Origin of the sequence: Neobacillus dielmonensis (genome assembly GCF_000612665.1) — a bacterium.
In the GTDB taxonomy this organism is placed as follows: domain Bacteria; phylum Bacillota; class Bacilli; order Bacillales; family Cytobacillaceae; genus Neobacillus; species Neobacillus dielmonensis.
Window position 1 is genome coordinate 239180 of record NZ_HG942076.1, and the last position, 16098, is coordinate 255277.

At 42.1% G+C, this 16098-nt stretch carries 13 protein-coding genes; 2 read left to right on the forward strand and 11 right to left on the reverse strand.

Going from position 1 to position 16098, the window contains the following annotated elements; genetic code table 11:
• Positions 1-191: 191 nt before the first annotated feature.
• From BN2425_RS17645 to BN2425_RS17680, 8 genes are all read right to left on the reverse strand, one after another.
• Positions 192-2225, reverse strand: a complete 2034-nt coding sequence (locus BN2425_RS17645) for a hypothetical protein (protein ID WP_042462152.1) — start codon at positions 2223-2225, stop codon at positions 192-194.
• A gap of 344 nt (positions 2226-2569) precedes the next feature.
• Complete coding sequence (locus tag BN2425_RS17650) at positions 2570-3871, reverse strand: MFS transporter (protein ID WP_042462153.1); 1302 nt, start codon at positions 3869-3871, stop codon at positions 2570-2572.
• Positions 3872-3959: 88 nt separating this feature from the next.
• Positions 3960-5108 carry a galactonate dehydratase gene (gene dgoD / locus BN2425_RS17655; protein WP_042462155.1) on the reverse strand — a complete coding sequence of 383 codons (1149 nt, stop codon included), beginning with the start codon at positions 5106-5108 and terminating at the stop codon, positions 3960-3962.
• Between the two features lie 21 nt (positions 5109-5129).
• Positions 5130-5759, reverse strand: coding sequence for a bifunctional 4-hydroxy-2-oxoglutarate aldolase/2-dehydro-3-deoxy-phosphogluconate aldolase (locus BN2425_RS17660; protein ID WP_042462157.1), 630 nt, complete (start codon positions 5757-5759; stop codon positions 5130-5132).
• A 27-nt stretch (positions 5760-5786) separates the two neighbouring features.
• Entirely contained in the window at positions 5787-6746 is a 960-nt protein-coding gene (locus tag BN2425_RS17665; protein WP_042462159.1) for a sugar kinase, read from the reverse strand.
• Between the two features lie 23 nt (positions 6747-6769).
• Positions 6770-7516 carry an IclR family transcriptional regulator gene (locus tag BN2425_RS17670; protein ID WP_042462161.1) on the reverse strand — a complete coding sequence of 249 codons (747 nt, stop codon included), beginning with the start codon at positions 7514-7516 and terminating at the stop codon, positions 6770-6772.
• Between the two features lie 517 nt (positions 7517-8033).
• Positions 8034-9194, reverse strand: coding sequence for a non-hydrolyzing UDP-N-acetylglucosamine 2-epimerase (wecB, locus tag BN2425_RS17675; protein ID WP_042462163.1), 1161 nt, complete (start codon positions 9192-9194; stop codon positions 8034-8036).
• A 282-nt stretch (positions 9195-9476) separates the two neighbouring features.
• A complete protein-coding gene (locus BN2425_RS17680; protein ID WP_042462165.1) occupies positions 9477-9683 on the reverse strand; it encodes a spore germination protein GerPB in 207 nt (68 codons plus the stop codon).
• A 365-nt stretch (positions 9684-10048) separates the two neighbouring features.
• Between BN2425_RS17680 and BN2425_RS17685 the strand changes: the two genes are divergently transcribed.
• Positions 10049-11227, forward strand: a complete 1179-nt coding sequence (locus tag BN2425_RS17685) for a rhamnogalacturonan acetylesterase (protein WP_042462166.1) — start codon at positions 10049-10051, stop codon at positions 11225-11227.
• A gap of 396 nt (positions 11228-11623) precedes the next feature.
• On the opposite strand, the gene BN2425_RS17690 is transcribed toward BN2425_RS17685, so the two are convergent.
• The 3 genes from BN2425_RS17690 to BN2425_RS17700 form a co-directional block, all read right to left on the reverse strand.
• Complete coding sequence (locus BN2425_RS17690; RefSeq protein WP_042462168.1) at positions 11624-12562, reverse strand: alpha/beta hydrolase; 939 nt, start codon at positions 12560-12562, stop codon at positions 11624-11626.
• A gap of 17 nt (positions 12563-12579) precedes the next feature.
• The gene (locus BN2425_RS17695; RefSeq protein WP_042462169.1) at positions 12580-13386 is read right to left on the reverse strand and encodes an SDR family NAD(P)-dependent oxidoreductase; all 807 of its coding nucleotides are present in this window, start codon (positions 13384-13386) and stop codon (positions 12580-12582) included.
• 223 nt (positions 13387-13609) lie between these two features.
• On the reverse strand, positions 13610-15577 hold the full coding sequence (locus BN2425_RS17700; protein ID WP_042462171.1) for a sigma-54-dependent Fis family transcriptional regulator: 1968 nt from the start codon (positions 15575-15577) through the stop codon (positions 13610-13612).
• A gap of 267 nt (positions 15578-15844) precedes the next feature.
• Between BN2425_RS17700 and BN2425_RS17705 the strand changes: the two genes are divergently transcribed.
• Positions 15845-16063: a DUF1659 domain-containing protein gene (locus BN2425_RS17705; RefSeq protein WP_042462173.1), complete on the forward strand. Its 219-nt coding sequence runs from the start codon at positions 15845-15847 to the stop codon at positions 16061-16063.
• The last annotated feature ends 35 nt before the right edge of the window (positions 16064-16098 follow it).

Genomic DNA, 16098 nt, shown 5'->3' on the forward strand with positions numbered 1-16098 from the left:
TGCACCAACATAAAAACTAAATAAATGTTTAATTAAAGATCACGTCAAAACCTAACAATCGTTTATTTAGTTTGTCTTTAAACCATGTAAAGAGTCGTAAAATATCTACAATCACTAGACGAAAAGTATAACTTTGACTTGTTCCTCCCGCTCTCTACTTTTTTGTGACCCTCCGAACTATTGAAAGGCACCTAAAAAATTTTCACTACATCTTGGACTAGATATTGATGTAATAAACCAAGTATGTTCTGAACATAGTCTCTGCATTCTCCTGCCACTTTTAATGAAACAAATTTTGTATGGGCAGGCGGATTGCGAAAACGATTCCGCACTTCCTGGTTGAACCAGTCTGCTATTTGTCCAGAAGCTAGCGCTAGGAGTCCTTCCTCCGTAAAATAATTAGTTAACTCATTATAAAAAAGCCTCTTTAAATTTTTATCTTTGCCGCTATCACTAGTTACTTTGCCAAATAAATAGTTTAATAGACCAAGCTCTAAGCCACTTTTGCTTCCATCTCGTATAAACAATAGATTCCTATAAATGGACTCCCAAAAATGAAATAAATCTTGGGCCTTTTTGGAGCCATCCGCCTTTAACTTCGACAATTCCTCTTCCAACGTTTCATAAGAAATCGTTTTACTGACTGGTACAATGCATTTCTCATTGATTTCCACTTCTAGTATTCTAAAGAACCCCAGAGATATCATCCCCGCATCCTTCCAGCGAAACCCTTCCTCAATACTTCGGTCATACATGGACACGGCGGTCTCGTACGATAATCTTCCCATTGGACTCAAGCTTGCTAACCAGCTAGTTTCCTTTGCTTTCTCCTCATATGTTTCCTTTAATTGAAGGAAATCCTCTCTTTCAGCCAAAATATTTTCGATGACCTTGGTTTTATTGTGACGTAAGGCAAGGGCCTCTAGGTAAGCCAGTTCGAATAATTCCCATTTTCTCTGATCATGAAAAGCGAGAATCTGTTTACGATTCCGCAAGATATTCTCTACGAATTGTTCCTTCTCTTGAAGCCTGTATTGGGCCATAAACACCGTAATGTAATCCTCTTCAGTTAATTCATAGGCATCTGTTAATACATATCGGACAATCACTTGGGTAGGATTTTCTTCATTCATCAGCTCATCATAAAGACTTGGATGAAACTTTAAGGCGAAATTCAGTTTATAATCACGGACATCCAACAAATCCTTGATAAAATCTTCTTCTTTGGCAGGTACACTTATATGTTGTTCATATGCCAACAATTGCACGTCTTTCTCTTGCGCCCTCTCCAAAAATTCAGTAGCCAGCTGACAAGAAAATCGGTTAAATACCGGAAGAGAGGATTGGTCCATTTCAATCATATTGTCAGAATGCTTTGATAGGATTGCCTCAATTTGACGAATGTCATCCTCATAATTGTCAGAATGCAAGACGGCTTGCTGCATAATATACATAAAAAAGGGGAAAGATATTTTGCCTTGTTGGGTTTCCAGACATTGAGATAGGTGGGAAACATCTCCCAAGAGAGCGTAGGACTCTAAAATTAGTGCCTGTGCAGATGGAAAATCGATCTGGCCGGATTTCAGCTTTTGTGCATATTGAATGGCACCTGTGAAATCATTTGAATGAAAGCAAGACAATGCTTCCAAATAATTTAATTCTCCTTCATCATGATCCTGGTCCTTTAACTTTCCAAGAATTTTAAAGGCGATTCGTTCTTTTTTACTATGCATTGCTAGGAAAAAACGAATCCGCAATTGAGCAGGGCTACATTCATCAAGACCCTCATCTAAATCTTCTATTCGCTTCTCTTCTAGCCGTTTTGCCTCTACAAACTCTTTTGCCCGTGGATCCATTTTATCCCATGCAGATAACAATAGCTTATATTTATTGCGAGTTTTACCTGGCTTAAGAGTTTGATGCCATTCTTTTTCATACTTATCCTTTAGTAAAATGAGTCCCATAAAATACTGCAATTTCGATGAACTAAACGAGTTTTTGTATCTAGGCTGTATGCTATTAGCACCATCATCCTCATTAGAGAGCTTTTCAAAAATCCATGTTAAAAACCCAGCATAATCAGGCCCGCCATAGAGTGTATGGTCACCGGTTGTATAATATTGATTGAGTTTTTGTTCAATCTCTCTAACAACAGAATTCCCAGTGGGAAGCTGCCGATATTTGGACGATACACTTTTGTTCTTCTGCTTCTTTTTCTTGGCCATGTGACTATCTCCCTTTTCTGCTAATCATACTATTATCTAAAAAAACTTTGGACTCTAAATAGGATTATAATACTATATTGTTCGGGGTACCACGGGGACGGTTCTAGCGGTTCTTTTTGGCAAGAAAAGCGAAGTCCTACTACTTTTGAAGATGAATGGAATATTTGGAGCAGATACGTTAAACTCATTCGCTATTTCGTTGTTTATAAGCAACGAGCCTTTGAAGCTAGAAAATGACCTCGGGATCGAACCCGAGGTCACTTTCTGTGAGTCTTTGAAATTTTACATTCGAGGAAGCTCTGAATGGAGCCAGAAGAACCGTCCCCTTGGATCCCTTGGATCCCTTAAGCTGCTTTGTTTACGTTATTGGGTTCGGTAACCCGTTCTACTTTTCCTACTAGGAAGATGTAGGATAGTGCGCCGATTAGGGTTACGCATGCGATGAATGTTAGTGCTGGTGCAAAGTTTCCGCCTTTTACTAGGTAACCGATTACGATTGGGATGATGATGGATGCGGTTCCACCGATAAAGTTGAACACACCGCCTGCAATCCCGATTAAACGTTTTGGAGCTAAAAGAGAAACGAATACCCATGTGATGGAGGCGAAACCGTTTCCAAAGAAGGCAATAGACATGAATAAAACAATAAGGGCTGGGCTGTCTACATAGTTCGCTCCGATAATGGAAGTAGCCAACAATAATCCAGTGATAATTGGCGTTTTTCTCGCTTTATCTTTTGAAACGCCCTTTTTCACAAGGAAATCAGATAAGAATCCTGAAGCAAGCACCCCAATGAAAGCTGCGATAAATGGCAATGAGGCTAAAAACCCAGATTTAATGAACGCCATTCCTCGATATTCTACTAAATAAGTAGGGAACCAAGTTAGGAAAAACCATAAGGTGGAGTTCACCGCAAATTGGCCGATATAAATCCCCCACAGTTTTCTGCTAGATAAGACAACTCCTAAATCTTTCATCGTCATTTTCTGTTTAGCTGATTTATCTGAGGAGCTGGCAACTATTCCGTCTCCTTCACGGATATAGTCTAGTTCTGCTTGATTCACTTTTTTACTTTTATCTGGATCACGATAGAACAAGAACCATAGCACCGACCATGCAAGGCCTATAATACCAGCAATGATAAACAAGCCTCTCCAGCCAAATGTTTGCTGAAGGAAAATAAGTGTTGGTGTTAAAAAGGCTAATCCGATAAACTGACCTGATGTATAGATGGAAACAGCGCGTGCCCTCTCATTTTCAGGAAACCAGGAAGCGGCTACCTTACTGTTCGTAGGAAAGGCAGGTGCTTCAAATACCCCTAAACCAACGCGGAAGAACATAAGTCCCGAAAAACCGCTTGCAAATCCTTGTAATAAAGTCATTAGTGAGAAACCGGCAATCCCAATGGTATGGGTATTTCGGTTACCCAGCTTATCTAACAGCCATCCGCCAGGAATTTGCAGCAAACAATACGTCCAACCGAAAGCTGAGAAAATCAATCCCATTTGGACCGTATCAATATGTAGTTCCTTTGTGATAAAAGGAGCTGCAATGGAGATATTACTGCGGTCCATATAGTTTACAATAACCGTGATAAACAGCATAAACACAATACCATAACGAACCTTTGTCGCCTTTTTATTCATTGATCCTCAATCCCTTTGCTGTAATTTAATCAAAAAGTAATTTCTTGAGCGGAGCCTGTCACCAGACCTGCCCCGCTCGAGATGTTTTCTACCACTCAGCGACGCTGCCGTCTTTATGGCGCCAAACTGGGTTTTGCCATTGATGCCCGACTTTGGCCATTTCACGTACTTTTTCTTCATTGACCTCGACACCTAGTCCCGGTCCTTGTGGGATCTTCACATAACCATTTTCATAATCAAATACAGTTGGATCGACTAGATAATCTAATAAGTCACTGCCTTGATTATAGTGAATGCCTAAGCTTTGTTCTTGGATAAATGCATTGTGTGCCGTAGCGTCTACTTGTAAGCAGGCTGCAAGGGCAATTGGGCCAAGCGGACAGTGCGGAGCAGCCGCTACATCATAAGCTTCTGCCATGCTAAGGATTTTCTTGCATTCGGTAATTCCACCCGCATGGGATAAATCAGGCTGGATAATATCTACATACCCGCCCTCCAATAACGGTTTAAAATCCCATCTTGAGAACATCCGCTCACCAGTCGCAATAGGAGTCGACGTTAACGAAGCAATCTCTTTTAGAGCCTCATTATTCTGAGGAAGAACCGGTTCTTCAATAAACATCGGTCTGAACGCTTCAAGTTCTCTGACAAGCACCTTTGCCATTGGCTTATGTACACGCCCATGGAAATCAATGCCGATGCCGATATTTTTGCCAACTGCCTCACGAATCGCGGCTACATTCTCAATTACTTTCTCGACTTTATCGTAGGAATCAATGTATTGTAATTCTTCGGTTCCATTCATCTTAACCGCTTGGAAGCCTCTTTCCACACAGTCTAATGCCATACGTGCGGTATCACTTGGACGATCTCCGCCAATCCAGGAATAAACTTTGATAGAATCACGGCAAGCGCCGCCAAGTAGTTGATAAACTGGTGCATTATAAAATTTCCCTTTAATATCCCAAAGTGCTTGGTCAATTCCAGCAATTGCACTCATAAGGATTGGGCCGCCGCGGTAGAAGCCGCCTCGATACATCACATTCCAATGATCTTCAATGCGTAAAGGATCCTTGCCCATTAAATACGTCATTAACTCTTCTACTGCTGCTTTTACAGTAGCTGCTTTTCCTTCGATGACCGGCTCACCCCAGCCAACAATTCCTTCATCTGTTTCTATTTTTAAAAATAACCAACGTGGTGGCACTTGGAACAATTCATAATTTGTAATTTTCATTTTTACCACACTCCATGTAAATTAGTTTTGTGCTGCAAGAACCATTTGCCTTGCTTTTTCCGTTAGTTCTGTTAAATAGGTCTCTGTTACTGGCTTTTTGGTGTTGACCAACGAACTGCCGATTCCCAATCCAGCCGCACCAGCATCGAGATACTCTTTTATGTTGTTCAATCCTACTCCCCCGGTTGGCAATAATGGAATCTGTGGGAGCGGACCATGAATATCTTTAATAAACTGAGGACCTAGCGCGGTCGCTGGAAAGACCTTAATGATATCTCCGCCTAGCTCATACGCTGTTAAAATCTCGGTCGGAGTAAACGCGGCAGGAATACTAACCGCTCCATACCTCTTTGTTAGTTCGATCGTTTCAGCACGTAAGGTTGGCGATAAAATAAACTGTGCTCCTGCAAGCAGGGCGCTGCGAGCTGTTTCAGGATCTAACACGGTTCCTGCACCCACTGCCATTTCATCACCAAATGCATCCGCCACCATTTCGATAGCCGACAGCGCTTTCGGTGAGTTCATGGTCATTTCTACAACGCGAATTCCACCTTCGTATAAAGATTGAACAATTTTTAACGTATCTTCTGGCCTTGCTCCTCGAACAATGGCAATTAATTTATGATCAAGTATTTTTTGCAATGTAGTCATTCGTCCTATTCCTCCTTGCTCACTTACTTAACGCTTTACTTCATCCCTTGCACCCACATCAAAAAACTGATGTAGTTCCGCTCGGTCAGGAAGCCCTTCTATATCTCCATTTACGGTACAAACCATCGCCCCAATGGCGCAACCACGCTTGACCGCTTCAGCAACTGGGAAACCATCAAGAAGCCCTGAAAGAACTCCTGCTGCAAATCCATCACCCGCGCCAACTGGGTCGACCACAGTTTTGACTGTAAAGCCTTCTACATGTCCTTTGTCGGCCCCGGCATTAGTAGAATAATAGGCTCCTCTTTCACCAAGCTTCACGATAACGGTTTCAACACCTAGTGCATGAAAGGAGTCTGCAGCTTTCTTGTAATCTCTTGATTCAAATAAAAACTCACATTCCCCGATGCCTGGCAAAACAATATCTGACTGCCCAGCGATCGATAATAACGTTTCTCGGGCTTCCTCCTCGGACCAAAGCTTCCTGCGAAGATTTGGGTCAAATACGACTTTCACTCCATTTTTTCGAGCAATCGTGATCGCTTGATAGATCGTTTCTTTGCAAGAAGCGCTCAGTGCAGGTGTAATGCCAGATAGATAGAGGAACTTTGCATTGGCTATATACTCCTGTTTTAGGAGGTCAGGACTTAGCTGACTGGCAGCTGAGTTTTTACGGTAATAGTAGATATTCACATTGTCCTGGTTCACGATTTCTTTAAAAAAGATGCCTGTCGGCGCATTTTCATTGATCGTGACCTGACTAGTGTCTACTCCCTCGCCTCTGACTGCGGTTACAATTTGGGCGCCAAACTCATCATTTCCAAGCTGACTAATCCATCCGGTTTGATGCCCAAGTCTAGATAATCCAATGAGCGTATTGGTCTCGGCCCCTGCAATTCTAGTCGTATACTGGTTTGAATAGCGCATTTTTCCCATCGTATTTGGGGTAAATAAAACCATTGTTTCCCCAATACTAATAACATCCATGTTTTCACCTTTTTTCTGTCTATTTACATAAATCCAAGGCTTTCTGAGATCTTTTTTGAGGTCCACAAAACCTTTTGAACAATCTCAGCTTGCTGCGCCAACATCCTCTCCTTGGGGCCGGCAACACTGATGGCAGCATGAATCTTTCGATCGGCGGCAAACACTGGAGCTGCCACGCAATATAATCCATCTTCATTTTCCTCATCATCAATGGTGTACCCAATCAACGCATATTGGTAGAGTTCCTTTTCCAGTTCTTCTCGATCGGTAATCGTTTTAGCTGTAATCGGAACTAGATCAATTTCATCCAAAATTCTTGACCGTTCTTGTGCAGGCAAATTGGCCAAAAAGGTTTTCCCCAGCCCGGTACAATACAACGGCTTACGGAAACCCGTTTGTGCCGTGGTCCGTATGGATCGCTTGCTATCAATCTTTAAAAGGTAGACTAACTCGTCTTCTGATAGCGCCGCCATAAACACCGTTTCTTGGACACTTTCCATTAGTTTTTCAAGGTAAGGCTTGGCTACAAGCGAAATATCTAAGTTTTCCAAAGCCAAGGTTCCAATATGGATCAATTTAGCCCCAAGCTTATATTTTTTCATCGGGTCTAAACTTAAATAACCTGACGCAGAAAGTGTGGCTACTAGATTTGATGTACTGCTTTGTGGAAATGATAGATTTTCACTGATTTCTTTAATCGTCAACCCATGTGGATTGTTGGATAACAATTCAAATATTTGAAGAACACGCTCAGCCGATTTTACCGACATCCTATTCCTCCTAGCGTTATCTTAAATCACATATGTGATTTAGAATCTCATATGTGATTTTCACAGGCACATAATATCACCATGACCTCAGCACGTCAACAACTATTTAAATCGTTTTCAAAAAAAACCTACAGAGCGCCAAGGGGACGGTTCTTCTGGCATCCATTCGAGGGAAATGCTGGGAGCCGCGGGAGCCATTGGGACGGTTCTCATGGTGCCCCCAGGAACGTTTCTCACATTTATATGCCGCGGATCTGTCTCCATAATTTGAAGTATATCTATTTGTTATGGCAATTGATAAATTACTAGCTTTGTCGCACAAACGAAACGGTTTAGTTAATTCACCTATGTAGAACTTTTTATAAGAAAGGTATTATGGAGAAACGCCGTGCAAATTTATATATCATTGTGACAAGCGTATAAAGCAAAAATTGGTGGGTATGAGTCCGGTACAATACCGGTTCCATACCCACCAATTGGCTGTATAAAATAAAGCTCTAACTTTCAGGGGGTCCCATCAGAACCGTCCCCTTGGTTCCCTGAAATCTTGTGGCCTGTCCTTGTGGTATCCAAAATAATAAAGAATGGCATCTACGATCCTTCTTGAAGCCTTCCCATCGCCGTATGGATTTGAGGCTTTGGCCATTAAATCATGATAATTTTTATTCGATAATAGCTCATCTGCCAGATTAAAAATGTTCGCTTCATCTGTACCTGCTAACCTAAGAGTTCCGGCTGCAACTCCCTCTGGTCGTTCGGTTGTATCTCTTAGTACCAGCACCGGAACCCCTAATGATGGTGCTTCTTCTTGAACACCGCCTGAATCAGTAAGGATTAAATAGGCTCTAGAGGCGAAGTTATGGAAGTCGATAACATCTAAAGGTTCTATTAAGTGAATTCGCTCATTTCCTCCAAGAAGCCTTTCTGCTGCCTCACGTATAATTGGGTTCAAATGAACCGGATAAACCACCTGAAGGTCCTCATGTTTTTCAACAAGGCGTTTCACAGCATGGAACATATTTTCCATTGGTTTACCCAAATTCTCTCGTCTGTGCGCTGTCATTAGTAAGAGCCTGTCGGAACCTACTTGGTCTAATACAGGGTGGGTAAAATAATTCTTTACAGTCGTCTTCAATGCATCGATCGCTGTATTACCCGTAATATATATGGACTCTTCCCTCTTATTTTCTGATAAGAGGTTCTCTTTCGACTGTAACGTTGGAGCAAAGTGAAGATCGGCAAGAACTCCTGTTAGCTGCCTATTGATTTCTTCCGGGTAAGGTGAATACTTATTTCTCGTACGCAACCCCGCCTCCACATGCCCAATGGGAATGGAGTGATAAAAAGCGGCAAGACTTGCCACAAAAGAAGTAGTAGTATCCCCATGTACTAATACCATGTCAGGCTTGGCATCCTCGTATACTTTATTTAATCCATCCAAACTCCGGGCTGTTACATCAAATAGCGATTGCCGTTCATTCATGATGTTTAAATCATAATCTGGGGTAATGTCAAATATATCTAAAACTTGGTCAAGCATTTCACGATGTTGAGCGGTAACAGCTACAATTGATTCAATCTTATCATTAAATTTATCTAATTCTTTTATCAATGGTGCCATCTTGATTGCCTCTGGTCTCGTGCCAAAAACGCTGACAATCTTCAATCTTTTTTCCATATCGATGCTCCTAAAGCCATTATTACTAATCTTCAAATGACAAATATCTACAATAGTTTATCACATTAACTACTAATTAAACGTTTATTTATAAATCATAACTTTGCTAATTCTGCTGCTTCGATTCCCTTTCACAGCTAAAAATTTTGTCAGTTAAACAAATGTTTGTTTAAAATGGTTAGTGGATTCGATAGGACGGAATTCCCCTCCAGAAAATAGATAAAAGTTTGTCGGCTATGGTAAAAGTGGACCAGTAGAACCGTCCCCCTGGTTCCCCTGGTTCTACTTACGTACCGGTGCTTGTAATGGGACGGCAAATTCTAAGGGAGCACCTAAAGGAACTAATGCAGTTCCAACTGTCGTATATCCAACCGGAGTAACTCGTTGGGCTTTGGCTGCCCCACTACCAATTTGAAAAACTCCAGAATTGGTTATCTGTCCAATTTTCAACACATTGATGTCAAATGCTTGTTTAAAATGTTGATTCATTTCAGTCACCTCAAAATACAATATGCCCAAGAGTTCGTTTGGGTTCCATGGGAGTTCCACGGGGTTCCACGGGGTTCCACGGGGACGGTTCTCTTGGCTCTATTGCCATTGAAGAAGCCATCTCTATGACCCCAACTTTGATTTTCAGTACATCAAAAGTCAATCGTATAAATACGCCAGCAACTTGGAAACTGTCTATCCTTCAAAATACAGTGACTCTAAAAATCACTGATTTTTGAACAAGATTACCTGAAATATACAATTCTAAATATTTGGACTATATGTAAAATAATAATGTAAACGTTTTCCAGACTTGGAAGGTTAATGCCCTTCCAATCAGGAAAAAAAGATATAAGGAGGAAAAGATGAAAAAAGGAGTCTTGTTAAAAGGATTAAGTATGTTGCTGTTAATAGTGGTGTTATTTAACGGATGGGGGCATATACCTGTGCACGCAGAGCCCCCCCACTACAAGTTTGATTTTGGTAATGGAGAAGTTGAAAAAGGATATATTGGTGTTAGCGCATCGGATAAATATGATGAAAAGAAACGTTACGGCTTTAATACTCCTGAAAACATGACCAATGTTCCGGCATCTGGAACAGGTGTAGCGAGCGATGCGGTTCGATTTCTTACGTTTGGCACAAAAAGTGAGAACACATTCAATGTCGACCTCCCAAATGGCTTGTACGAAGTAAAAGTCACATTGGGAAATACCGCAAGAGCAAGCATTGCCGCAGAGGGCGTTTTCCAAGTGATGAATATGACGGGTAATGGTGCAACCGATTCCTTCCAGATTCCTATCACAGACGGCCAATTAAACTTGCTTGTAACAGAAGGCAAAGCTGGAACAGCCTTTACATTAAGTGCATTGGAAATCAAAAAACTCTCACGCCACCCGGTAACGAACAGAACAATTTATATTGGCGGTGACTCAACCGTTTGCAACTATTATCCTTTGGATACAAGTGAGCAGGCTGGATGGGGGCAATTGCTTCCTAAATTTGTTGATACTGAAGAGTTTCAAGTCAGAAATATGGCCACAGGCGGGCAGTTCGCAAGAGGTTTTAGGGATGATGGACAGCTTGAAGCCATATTAAAATATATCAAACCAGGAGACTATTTTATCCTGCAATTTGGCATCAATGATACGGCCGCCAAGAACAGTACAACCGAGGAACAATTTAAAGAGATTATGCGGGATATGATCCAGCAGGTAAAAGCAAAGGGAGCCACCGTCGTATTGTCCGCTCCACAAGGAAAGGCGATTGATTTTAACGAGCAGGGCGTGCATTCCTCTGTGGACAGATGGTACCGCCATTCCACTGTAGCCTTGGCACAGGAGGAAAATGTCCCGTTGGTCGACCTTAATGTCCTAAGTTCAGCTTATTTTACTTCCATTGGCCCGGAAGCTACGCTTGAGCACTTTATGCCTGACACATTGCATCCAAACCGAAAAGGAGCAACCGAACTTGCTAGAATGGTTGCGGAAGAATTAGCGAAACTAGGGCTGGATGGTTTTACAGAGGAAAGCCAGAACAAATAGTGACGCAGCACGGGGATTGACGCGATAAAGCAAAGGGAATCGACCCAATTTATTTGGTTGATTCCCTTTTTTATACCACAGGACGGCTCTCATGGTTTTATTGCCACCGAAAGTCCCTACTGCACTCATCACAACGTAAACTTTTAAGCCAGTAGAACCGTCCCCCTGGCTATCTCTAGCACCGGCAAGCTGATCGCGGCAAAAATAATAAAGCAAGATTGTGGTCAGCAATGTCGTGGAATGTAAATTAGCTTAAAATAGAAAAACGAGAGGCTGGTCACAGAAACTAGCCTCTCTTGTTATAAGCCATGAGAACCGTCCCCCTGGTCCCCAAACAAGCAGTGAGGATTTGAAAAACACCCTCACAGCCTGCAGCTAAAAAACTCGTTCCATCTTTTATTGTGTGATTAATTCAGTAGCTGTTTCTTTCTCCAATAGGTGCTTTTTAAACCAATTAAGCGCAGCCGGTGCGGAGTGAGATAATCCCGGGTTTGTATAGGCGTCAAAATGGCCGCCTGGTATAATCTTGAGCTGTTTCGGCTCTCTCGCTCTTTGGAAGGCTTCAACAGCTAAATCGGTCGGAGTCAACTCGTCATTCTCCGCCACAACCATCAATAAAGGTGTAGGAGAAATTAGTTCAATTAAACCAGCTGGGTTGTAAGCCAAAAAGGCTTCCATCGTTTCAAGCGTTACCTCATTCCTCCAATTAGGGGCAATCGTCCCGCCCGTTGAGATGAACCATTCATACGAATCCGGTGTTGGCAGCGCACTTGGTTGACCTTCCGGAGCAACAACGGCTACATGTTGAACTTCTCCTCCGTTGTACCTTGCCCTTCTATACTCATTTAAATCTTTAATGAAATTGTTCAAGACATCCGGCCTCATTAATCGTTGCGCATTTTTAAAGCCATGAACCAGCGGCACTTGAGCAACCACAGCTTTTACCCGTCGATCGACTGCAGCCAAATGCAAGACATGGCCACCGCTGTAAGAAGATCCCCAGATACCGATACGTTCCTCATCAACTTCAGGGTGCTGAGAAATCCAAGTAATCGCATTTCGATAATCCTTATGCTGCTCTTCCGGAATGACATGCTGGCGGGGTTCACCTTCCCCTTCCCCGGTGAAACGATAATCAAACACCAAAACCACAAAACCTGCATCCGCGAACCTTTCTGCAAAATTAGGCAAATGCATTTCCTTTACCGCACTAAAACCGTGGGCCATGACAATCGCTGGCTTTTTCTGCCCTGTTTCTCCCTCTGGAAGATAGAGCCACCCTTTACAATTTAGTCCTTCACTTTTAAAAGTAACATCTGATCTGATATGAGCCATTTTTAATTCCTCCCTTTTTATCGTGCGGTAAATCCGCCGTCTACTACTAGTGATGATCCTGTCACCCAACGAGATTCATCGGATGCCAAAAATAACGCAGCGTACGCCACATCCTGTGCATTTCCTAAATGCGGCCATGGAGATTGGTCGTGAAGTCCTTTATTAAGCTCCTCATCCTCTAAAAATGGCCGGACCATGGCTGTTTCTAAGAATCCTGGGCAAATCGCGTTGATATTGATTCGTTCTGGCGCATAATCAACCGCCAGTTGTTTAGTTAAATTCACAACCGCTCCTTTTGACGTACAATAACCTGGTTCTTGGGCGAGTCCAACCAGGCCCCCAATAGAAGCAATGTTAATGACTTTTCCTCTTGATCCCGATGAAGCACTTGCATTTTGTTCTAACATTTGGGTAATAGCAGATTTACACCCTAACCAAACACCTTTCGTATTGACGGCCATCGTTAAGTCGAAGGCTTCCTCTGTTTCCTCAACAATTCCATTTAAACCCGTAAAGATGCCAGCATTATTGACCATAATATCTAAGCGTCCAAATTCCGAAACAGCCAGATCGACAAGAGCCTGAACATCCTTTGCTTTGGTTACATCTGCTTTTAAAAAGAGAGCTTGTCCACCTTCCTGCCGAATCAGCTCATCTGTATCTATATCAATGCTTTCATCGTATCCGCCTTGCCGTGCGGACTTTTGAAGGTCACTACAAATCACCTTTGCTCCCTCTCTTGCAAACGTAAGGGCAATCGCCCGACCATTGCCTGAACTGGAACCTGTTACAATCGCAATTTTGCCATCCAACCTTTTTGCCATTCTAGCACTCTCCCTTTACCTTCTTTATTGGTATTGAATAACTTTTCCCTTCAACTCCTCTCTTTTTTACCTCACCTTACATATATGCAAGTACCGTGCCAACTTAATAGATAGTGATATTTCTAGTTTTTTTTTCAAACAAGTGTCTCACCTGAGACAATGGCTGTCTCAGGTCTCACATAAAAAAAGCTTAGTAGGCAGTTCATACCTACTAAGCCCTATCCTATGAATAGGCACCGTCAATCCCGTATTTTTTCATTTTTCTATAGATGGTGGCACGCGATATGCCCAATTCCCTTGCAGCTTCCGTCATATTTCCGTTCAGCCTTTTTATAGCGGTTAGGATCCGGTCTCTTTCGACTTCCATGGGGTGTTCTGCTGCCGCTATTATTTCCTCTGGCAGATAGTGCGGAAGTAAGATATTCCCTTCCATATGAAAAAGAGACTGTTCTACGATATTTTTTAATTCTCTAATATTACCTGGCCAATGATATTGCTTAACCAATTGCATTGTTTCAGCTGGGACAACGACTTCACAAGAAGTAAATGGCGGACTTAACACTTTGATAAAGTGTTGAAACAAAAGGGGAATGTCCTCTTTTCTTTCCCTTAGGGCGGGTAGATGAAGTTGGATCACACGGAGACGATAAAACAAATCCTCGCGAAAGGTCCCATCTTGTACCGCTTTGGCTAAATCCTTATGCGTAGCGGATAGTATCCGAACATCAACAGGAATGGCTTTTTCTCCCCCAATCCTTGTGACCGTTTTTTCTTCCAATACCCGCAGCAGGTGCACCTGTACAGGTAACGGCATATCTCCAATTTCATCTAGAAAAATAGTTCCTCCCTGGGCCATTTCAAACTTTCCGGGATTGCCTTTAGCTTTTGCGCCGGTAAAGGCACCCGCCTCGTAGCCAAATAATTCACTTTCAATTAGTTCCCTTGGAATGGCACCGCAATTGATGGCGATGAAGGGCTTATTTCGACGGTCACTCGCATCGTGGATCGATTGGGCAAATGCTTCCTTTCCCGTTCCCGTCTCACCTGAAAGAAACAGATTGGTGGTTAGCCTAGCCGCCTTTTTCGCCAAGTTGACTGCCCTTAAATAGGGAGGTGATGTTCCGATTAACCCTTCAAAGCTATAGTTAGTATTCTTGTTATTTTTTTCATCACTTCTCCTTTTTTCCTGTATAGGAGGGCGAAATCTACTTTCACCCAATCGGATGACAACACCAATGACTTCTCTATCCAAAATCACAGGATAGATCATACATCTAAACTTGCGGTGATCTCCTAACGGGTGAAACTCCTGTTCAATAAATGGTTCTTTTCCTTGTAAAACATAATCAACCAGTGCATCTAATTCTTTGAAACTTGCTATGGACTGTACGCCTGATTGCTGTATGGTGTATGTATGTTCCCCGCTCATTTTTAATATATTCTTTTTCGCATCCGCAATGATATATGCTTCATTTGCTGAGCCTAAGGCTGCTTCCAAGAATGGGTTGATTTGAACACCATATTGATAGATATTTTGCTCGAGATATTTCGTAATGTGGTTGGCATTGGAGATCGCTAAGCAGATGGTATGGGGGTTGATGCTTGAACCTTTACCGGTAATATCAAAAACACCGAGTAAATCGTTTGTAAATGGGTTAAAAATAGGAGCTGCCGCACAATACCAATCCTGCCATCCGTTACAAAAGTGTTCGGTAAATAATACCTGAACGGGTCGTTTATTCTTTAAAACCGTTCCAATGGCATTTGTTCCAGCCACTTCCTCTGTCCAAATAGCACCTGGCATGTGACGCACTTTTTCGCCTTTTTTTAAAATGAAATGGTCGCCAAATGAATTTAAGATCACGCCATTTTTATCTGTAATACTAATAATGGTATCGGTGTTTGCGAGTGAATCTGAGAGGATTTTCATGTGTGGAGTGGCATAGGAAAGTAATAAATGATAACTCTCCCGCTTATCAAGCAGTTCGTCCTCATGAACTATTTCATTCACTTCCGACTGAAAAGGATTGACTCCGAAGTCCTTGGATCGTGCCCAAGAGTCGATTATATCTGGACGGATTTTATTATTATGACTTAACTCTCCCTTTTCAATAAAAGTAGCCCAGGCTTTTTGAATGGAAAAATGGGGGTCAACAGTTTGAAGGCTATAAGGATTCAACGTTTCTTTCATCAAAAATCCTCCCGCAATTAATCATTCACCATAACGTTATTCCTAAAATTGGTAATTAGGTACTACTCTAATTATTTCAATGAATAACCTGATTTTCCTGCCTGCTACATAAAAGGAATCCATTTCTTTTCCATCTACCGTTATACTTTCAATCTTAGTTACAAGCGTGACCGCATTCTCCTATTTTCCCGTGGCTAAATTTTTTCCTCCCCCCTGTCCTTTTCACCCATGAATCAATATATAAAAGGCGAAAGGAGGTGAGGCGAAATGGCACAAGGATTTCTCGAAACTACCAAGCTGCGTCTAGTATTTCAAACTGGTATGGATGACGAAGGCAAGCCAATCATACGATCTAAGACGTTCAGCAACGTCACAAAGGCTGCTACAGCTGACCAGTTGTATCAAGCTGCCAATGCACTAGCTGGTTTAACGATCGATCAGTTAAACAAAGTAGAGCGCAATGACAGTTCCGAAATTATCGGTTAATGACTTAGGAAAAATATAACGATGGGAGGTGAAAG

What these genes read in the sequence shown, in the direction of transcription:
- wecB (WP_042462163.1), bottom strand. Translation starts at nt 9,194, where the DNA reads ATGGAAAAAAGATTGAAGATTGTCAGCGTTTTTGGCACGAGACCAGAG.
- BN2425_RS17705 (WP_042462173.1), top strand. Translation starts at nt 15,845, where the DNA reads ATGGCACAAGGATTTCTCGAAACTACCAAGCTGCGTCTAGTATTTCAA.
- BN2425_RS17660 (WP_042462157.1), bottom strand. Translation starts at nt 5,759, where the DNA reads ATGACTACATTGCAAAAAATACTTGATCATAAATTAATTGCCATTGTT.
- BN2425_RS17665 (WP_042462159.1), bottom strand. Translation starts at nt 6,746, where the DNA reads ATGGATGTTATTAGTATTGGGGAAACAATGGTTTTATTTACCCCAAAT.
- BN2425_RS17680 (WP_042462165.1), bottom strand. Translation starts at nt 9,683, where the DNA reads ATGAATCAACATTTTAAACAAGCATTTGACATCAATGTGTTGAAAATT.
- BN2425_RS17645 (WP_042462152.1), bottom strand. Translation starts at nt 2,225, where the DNA reads ATGGCCAAGAAAAAGAAGCAGAAGAACAAAAGTGTATCGTCCAAATAT.
- dgoD (WP_042462155.1), bottom strand. Translation starts at nt 5,108, where the DNA reads ATGAAAATTACAAATTATGAATTGTTCCAAGTGCCACCACGTTGGTTA.
- BN2425_RS17685 (WP_042462166.1), top strand. Translation starts at nt 10,049, where the DNA reads ATGAAAAAAGGAGTCTTGTTAAAAGGATTAAGTATGTTGCTGTTAATA.
- BN2425_RS17670 (WP_042462161.1), bottom strand. Translation starts at nt 7,516, where the DNA reads ATGTCGGTAAAATCGGCTGAGCGTGTTCTTCAAATATTTGAATTGTTA.
- BN2425_RS17695 (WP_042462169.1), bottom strand. Translation starts at nt 13,386, where the DNA reads ATGGCAAAAAGGTTGGATGGCAAAATTGCGATTGTAACAGGTTCCAGT.
- BN2425_RS17650 (WP_042462153.1), bottom strand. Translation starts at nt 3,871, where the DNA reads ATGAATAAAAAGGCGACAAAGGTTCGTTATGGTATTGTGTTTATGCTG.
- BN2425_RS17690 (WP_042462168.1), bottom strand. Translation starts at nt 12,562, where the DNA reads ATGGCTCATATCAGATCAGATGTTACTTTTAAAAGTGAAGGACTAAAT.
- BN2425_RS17700 (WP_042462171.1), bottom strand. Translation starts at nt 15,577, where the DNA reads ATGAAAGAAACGTTGAATCCTTATAGCCTTCAAACTGTTGACCCCCAT.